The 6,220-nt window shown below is 57.5% G+C and carries 4 protein-coding genes; 2 read left to right on the top strand and 2 right to left on the bottom strand.

Annotation, left to right across the window (positions count from 1 at the left end; all coding sequences use genetic code 11):
- Position 1: 1 nt before the first annotated feature.
- Positions 2-1,675: a ShlB/FhaC/HecB family hemolysin secretion/activation protein gene (locus HMPREF9081_RS04380; RefSeq protein ID WP_167535613.1), complete on the bottom strand. Its 1,674-nt coding sequence runs from the start codon at positions 1,673-1,675 to the stop codon at positions 2-4.
- A 272-nt stretch (positions 1,676-1,947) separates the two neighbouring features.
- Between HMPREF9081_RS04380 and HMPREF9081_RS04375 the strand changes: the two genes are divergently transcribed.
- Together HMPREF9081_RS04375 and HMPREF9081_RS04370 are read left to right on the top strand one after the other, a co-directional pair.
- Positions 1,948-2,904, top strand: a complete 957-nt coding sequence (locus HMPREF9081_RS04375) for an AEC family transporter (protein ID WP_006305796.1) — start codon at positions 1,948-1,950, stop codon at positions 2,902-2,904.
- A gap of 15 nt (positions 2,905-2,919) precedes the next feature.
- The gene (locus tag HMPREF9081_RS04370; RefSeq protein WP_040394490.1) at positions 2,920-3,873 is read left to right on the top strand and encodes an AEC family transporter; all 954 of its coding nucleotides are present in this window, start codon (positions 2,920-2,922) and stop codon (positions 3,871-3,873) included.
- Between the two features lie 68 nt (positions 3,874-3,941).
- On the opposite strand, the gene HMPREF9081_RS04365 is transcribed toward HMPREF9081_RS04370, so the two are convergent.
- Positions 3,942-6,074: a methyl-accepting chemotaxis protein gene (locus tag HMPREF9081_RS04365; protein WP_040394487.1), complete on the bottom strand. Its 2,133-nt coding sequence runs from the start codon at positions 6,072-6,074 to the stop codon at positions 3,942-3,944.
- Positions 6,075-6,220: the final 146 nt, after the last annotated feature.

Genomic DNA, 6,220 nt, shown 5'->3' with positions numbered 1-6,220 from the left:
ACTATAGCGTTGCGTTCAGGCTGAAGTGCAGCCGTGCGCCCTTTGTATTCGTATCATTGAGTTCTTTGCACAGCGGGAATCCCACGGAGAACTGCGCGTAGACCGGTTCGCTTGCCGCCGTACGTATACCCAGTCCCCATGCGGAAAGTATGTGATCGTCAAAGGCGCTGTCCCCGTAGACCGCGCCGCAGTCGTAAAACAGAAAGCCGTAGGCACAGCTTTTCGGCAGCATGGGAAAGGCGTATTCGATGCTCGCCGCATAGCCGCTGTCGCCGCCCAGCAGGGACTCCTCGTAGCCGCGCACGCTCTGTGCGCCGCCGACGTAGAACCGCTCCGCGCTCGGAAGGTAGTGCGCAAAGGCAACCTGTCCGTCCAGCCGCGCCGTAATCATCTGACTGCCGTGCGTGCGCGTTTGATAGAACACATTTCCCTGATACATACTGTAGTGGCTTTCCTCCCGCCTGATGTTCTCGCTTGCGGCGGCGCGGATGCCGTGCGTCATGAGGAGCGCGGACTTGCGCCCGTAGAGCGTCTCCGTCACGGAGATGTTCCAGCCGTCCACCCGATCGTCGATCCAGTGATTGCCCGCAAAGTCCGTCTGCGCGTGCGTGCGTCCATACCCTGCGTACAGCTCCGTCTTGCGCTTCGTCGTAACGTAGAGCGGGATGTTGAAGCCGATGTTCACGCCCGTCGAATGTCCGCGTACACGCAGCGGCTCAAGCGTCCCCCTCACGATGCGCGTTGCATTCGCACTGTAGCCGATGCGCATGGTCGAGCCGTCGCGTCCGAGCGGCACCTGATAGCTGCCGAGGAAGGACTTCATACCGCGTGCGTCGAGCGTCACAAGTGTCAGGCGATCACGGCTCTTGGTGAGGCTGCGGTTCGTATAGATGAGCCCGAAGCGCTCGCGTCCCGTCGAGATGCTGCCCATATTGTCCGCATAGAGGGCAAACGTCTCGCTGCGCGGCTCGGCAATCTCAAGCACATAGTCCGTCGTGCCCTCCTCCTTGCCCGCCGCCATACGCACGCGCAGCGGCGCGTCGTAGCTCGCGTTCCAGCGCAGGAGGTTTCGGTTCAATTCTTTGAAGTCCGGGATCTCCCCGCGCTTGATGCCGAGGCGGTATTCGAGGAAGGACTGCGCCGTGCGGCGGTTGCCCTCCACCGTAACCTCGCCCGTGCGCCCCTCGATCAACGTGATGTGCAGGACGCCGCCGCGGATGGTCTGCGGCGCGAGCACGGCACGGCAGGTCAGCCGTCCGCGCGCCTCATACGCCTCATTGATCCGTGCGACAAGCGCATAGAGATCGTTGATTGTAACATCCTTTTCGAGAAGATCTGCGGCAAAAGCATCCAGTTCCTCCGCCGTGAAAATCGCGCTCCGGTCAAAGGTCACCCCGTGCAGAACGAAGTGCAGCGTCCCCTCTTCCTCCGTCTGCGTAACGGGCGGCGTATCCAGTCCCTCCTGCGCCCCCGCATCAAGCCGCTCCTGCTGTTCACGGCGCTGCTGCTCGCGCTCCATGCGGCTGAGCTGTGCGCCCGCATCCTGCCCTGCGACCATATTTGCATCGGGGGGCGGTGCGGCAAGCGTCGCCCGACCGTCCCCCATAAGACAGCAAAGAGTGCCGAGTCCGATGAGAATACGAACATAATGGGAGTGATTCATTTCCTTTGCCACGATCATTTCCTTCCTTTCGAGACATCTGCGCGTCGGCTGATTTTATATGAATTACATATTGATAGAAAATTTATTTTTATCTCATCTAAAACTATACTATCTTAAAAAAATGTACGCAACAGATTTGCAGAAAGTGATAGTATCTTATATTAAAGTGATACGTTGTCCGTCCGGAAGCACATTTGGAATTTTTCTGTTGCAGTTTACAATCCAAAAGACTTGTGCTAGGATGAACAAGATCTTCTATCCATCACCGAAAGCGGGGGCATCTTATGGATGAAATCAATGCACGGCTCATCTATCTATTTACCGATCTGATCCTGCCGCTCATTGTCGGTTACCTCCTCTATCAGCGGCGGCTCCTCTCGGACACGGCAGTCAATCGCCTCATCCGCATGAACGTCATTGTCTTCTTTACGCTGCTCTCGCTCTTCAGCTTCTGGGCGCTGCCGCTCACACGCGACCTCCTCATGCTGCCGGCGTTCTTCATCTTCATCATCCTCTTTCCGGCATTCATCAGTTGGCGTTTGCTCGGGCGACGCTTCCACACACCCATCGACCGCGGTACACATCTCATCTCCGCCTTGCTCTCAAATATTGGCACAATGTGCGGGCTATGTGCTTACATTATCTATGGAGAGCGCGGCTTTGCCTACGCTCAGATCGGCAGTGCACTCCAGAATCTAACGATGGTCATGCTCGCCTTCCCGATCGCCCAGTACTACTATCTCCTGCACAAGAATCACGGACGCAGCGCACGTCTCGAAGCCCGCGGCTTCCTCGGGCTGCTTGTCTCATGGAACCAGCTCAGCATTCTCGGCATGACAACCGGACTCCTGCTGAACGCCTCCGGCATTGCCCGACCGCCCGTACTGTCCGAGGCATTTTCCTACATCATCCACATTGCGGCATGGTTCTCCATGCTGCCCATCGGATCCCTCATCAACTTTAGGCGTGCACGACACTTCGTCTATTTGACGCTGGATATGATCTTCCTCCGCTTCCTCCTCCTTCCCGCCGTCACGTTTGTGACCGCACGCATCTTCATCAGTGATCCGATCGTACAGAACTCCCTTGTTATATTCGCAAGCGCACCGGCGGCGATCAACGCCACACTCACCGCGCGGCTCTACCAACTGAACGTCGACTATACGATTGCCGTCTTCCTTGTCACCACTATACTGTATCTTACAATCCTATTTCCCATAACATTTTTCCTGTTTCGTTAGAAAGAAGTGTTTTTTTTGGACAACTCCGATTTCCGCATCATCTACCTCCTCACCGACCTCCTCGCGCCGCTCATCGTCGGCTACCTCCTCTATCGGCACGGAAAGATCTCGGATGCTCTGATCAGCCGTATTCTGCGCCTGAACGTCATCATCATCTATACCCTGCTCGCCCTCATGAGCTGCTGGACGCTGCCGATCTCGTGGGATCTCGCCCTCATCCCGATCTATGGCATCCTCATCGTCCTATTCCCGGGACTCGTCGGCTGGGCGTTCTTCATCCGCAAGTATCACAACCCGCTCGATCGCGGCGCGTATCTTGTGAACGCGATGATGTCCAACATCACCACCCTCGGCGGCGTCTGCGCCTATATCATTTATGGCGAACAGGGTTTTGCCTACGCGCAGATCATGGGCATCTTTCAAACGCTGCTGCTTGTGCTCGCGGTATTCCCCATGGCGCAGTATTACTACCTGCAGCACAAAAATCATGGGCGCGGCGGCAAGATTCACATGCACTTTCTCGATATCTTCCTCTCGTGGAACCAGCTCAGCATCCTCGGCATGGCGGCGGGGCTCGCGCTCAACGCCGCAGGCATCGAGCGTCCTGCCGCTGTCGGCACGGCGTTCGAGGGGCTCATCCACTTCGGCGCATGGTTCGGAATGCTTCCCGTCGGAGCGCTCGTCAACCTGCACCGCGCGCGGCGCTATGCACCGTACACCCTTGACCTCTTCGCGCTGCGCTTTCTCATCCTGCCCGCATTCATGATGGCAGTCAGCTATCCCTTCGTCCGCGATCCCGTTCTCCTCGGTGCCATCCTCGTCTTCTCCGTTACGCCGGGTGCGATCAACTCCGTCACGGCGGCGAAACTCTATCACCTCAACGTCGACTACACGATCTCCGGCTTCCTCACCACGAGCATCGCGTTTTTCTTTCTCGTCTATCCCGCCCTGTTCTTCCTGCTGCGGTAATCACGCAACACAAAAGCCCTGCCGCAACTGCGGCAGGGCTTTTGTGCAATATTCAACGAAATCAACGATCAAACAATGAAACGCGAAACCTCGTTCTGCAGATCCGTTGCAATCTGGGCAAGGCTCTCGCTCGCCTCGGCGATATCCGCGAGTGCCTGTGTCTGCGTGTCGACGGCGGCCTCTGCCTCATCCGTCGTCACGTCATTCTCTTTCGCCATATCCATGAGTTTGTTGCTGACAGCAGCGATTGCCTTATTCTTCTCCGTCAGCTTCTCGGAGGATTCGTTCAGCTTCATCACAACGCTGTTCGCCCCATCAACTGCCTCGGCAATCATGTCAAAGCGACGCTGGGTGCGTCCGAGGTTGACGTTGCTCTCCTCGACCAGCTTCTTGGAGACCTCCATCGTATCGACCGCCTGCTGCGACTTCGTCTTGAGCTCTCCGATGATGCCGTTGATCTCATCCGTAAAGCCGCGCGACTGCTCCGCGAGCTTGCGGATCTCCTCGGCGACGACGGCGAATCCGCGCCCTGCCTCGCCCGCACGCGCTGCCTCGATGGCGGCATTGAGCGCGAGGAGGTTCGTCTGCTCGGAGATGGACTGAATCATCGCGCTCGCCTCTTCGATGCGCTCCGCACGCTGATTCGTCTCTTCGACCACGCGCGCGACCTCCTGTGTGGCATTGGCGGTCTCAGCGGACTTCTTCATGAGGTCGGCGAGAATCTCCGCGCCCTCGGTTTGGCGCTTATGAATGTTCTCCGTCGCCGCGTTCATCTCAGTCATGACCTTGCGGTTATCATCGAGCATTCTGAGGATTTCATCCGTATGATTGACGGCATTCTGCGTGTCCGCAACCTGTACGCGTGCACTCTCGGCAATGTCGTGAATGCCCTTGCGCACCGTCTCCGCCGAGTGCGCCGTGTTCTGCGCCGTCGCCGTCAGCTCCTCACTCGTCGCCGCAACAGACTGGGAGACACCGTTGATCTTGCCGATGATCTCGCGCAGGCTGTTCGCCATGCGCCCGAGTGAGCGAATCATCGCACCGATCTCATCAGCACGATCCAGATAGATCGCGGCATGCTTTCCCTTCTCGTGATCCAGATCGAGATCGGAAAAACGCGTCAAAATCCCCGTCACATCCCCAATGGGAACGATCAGGCGCCGCTGGATGAACATCGCGAGGGCGATGATGAGCACCACGCTACAGATCACGGCAAGGACGACGGAGAAGATCACCATATCCCGCGCGGCACCGGTGAACTTATCCTTGTCCGTAATGGAGAAGACCACCCACGACGTATCCATCCCGTTGTACTGAACCGCATGGTAGACATAGACCGAGTCCTTACCCGTGGTCGGGGAGACCTGCGTTTTTCTGTACGATCCGTCTGAGAAGATTTCCTTCTGCTCTGCCGCATCCAGATGCATGAGTTGGAACGCGTCCTTCATAACCATATCCCGGTTCGTGCCGTGTGCGATGACCTGTCCCTTGCTATCGAGCATGAGGTAGATGTTGTCGGGCGTACTGAGCTTCTCGAACATCTCCTGAACCTTGTCCATGTCGAAGTCGAGCGTGATCGCACCGACAAAACGGCCGTCGACAAGGATCGGCAGACCGATGGAAACCACAAGCGTCTTCTTGCCGCCGACCTCCTCGTAGTATGCAGGGGTGAGCGTCGGCTTCGAGGTCTTTGCCGGCTCTGTGTACCACGAATCCGAATCATAGCCCGTCGTCGGCTCGAACTCAAGCACACTGCCCTCGCGTCCGACATAGGGGATGACGCGCCCCGTCCCATCCGAGAGCGGGTCGCTCGTATGTGCGGCATCCTGCCCGTCGAAGGCGTTCGGCTCAAAGACCACGCCCACCCCGACGAGGTTCGGATTGGACTCCATGACATCCTCAAGCAGCGCGTTCAGTGCCTCACGGCTGCGTGCCTCGGGGGGAGCCTTCATGAGCTCGTAGATGTGCTGACGCAGATCCAGTCCCGACTGCTTGACCGCGTCGTAGCTGCCGACTACGGGGCGCACCTTGTCGCCCAGCTCATTGTACTTCGCCTGCGACCCCATGTTGAGAAGTTCGTCGTAGGCACGGTAGCCGACGAACGAAATAAGGATCGTCACCATGACAACCACGCCGATGAGCGTGATTGCATTCAGCTGAAAGCCGATACCCCTTCCCTTCTTTTGCCCTTGTTCCTGCAAAATATTCTCTCCTTTCCCCGCGCCCGATTGTTTCTGCACAGAAGGCAGCATCAACTCCCCGCATAACCGCGCGCATAAAGGCGACAGGCTATCTGTCGCTGACAAACGAAACCATATATGACTCAATTCGCCGCATCTTCATATTC

The organism is Centipeda periodontii DSM 2778 (genome assembly GCF_000213975.1).
Lineage (GTDB): Bacteria > Bacillota > Negativicutes > Selenomonadales > Selenomonadaceae > Centipeda > Centipeda periodontii.
Note: the sequence above shows the minus strand (reverse complement) of the source record. Positions and strands in the feature narration are given on the sequence as shown.

What these genes read in the sequence shown, in the direction of transcription:
- HMPREF9081_RS04375 (WP_006305796.1), top strand. Translation starts at nt 1,948, where the DNA reads ATGGATGAAATCAATGCACGGCTCATCTATCTATTTACCGATCTGATC.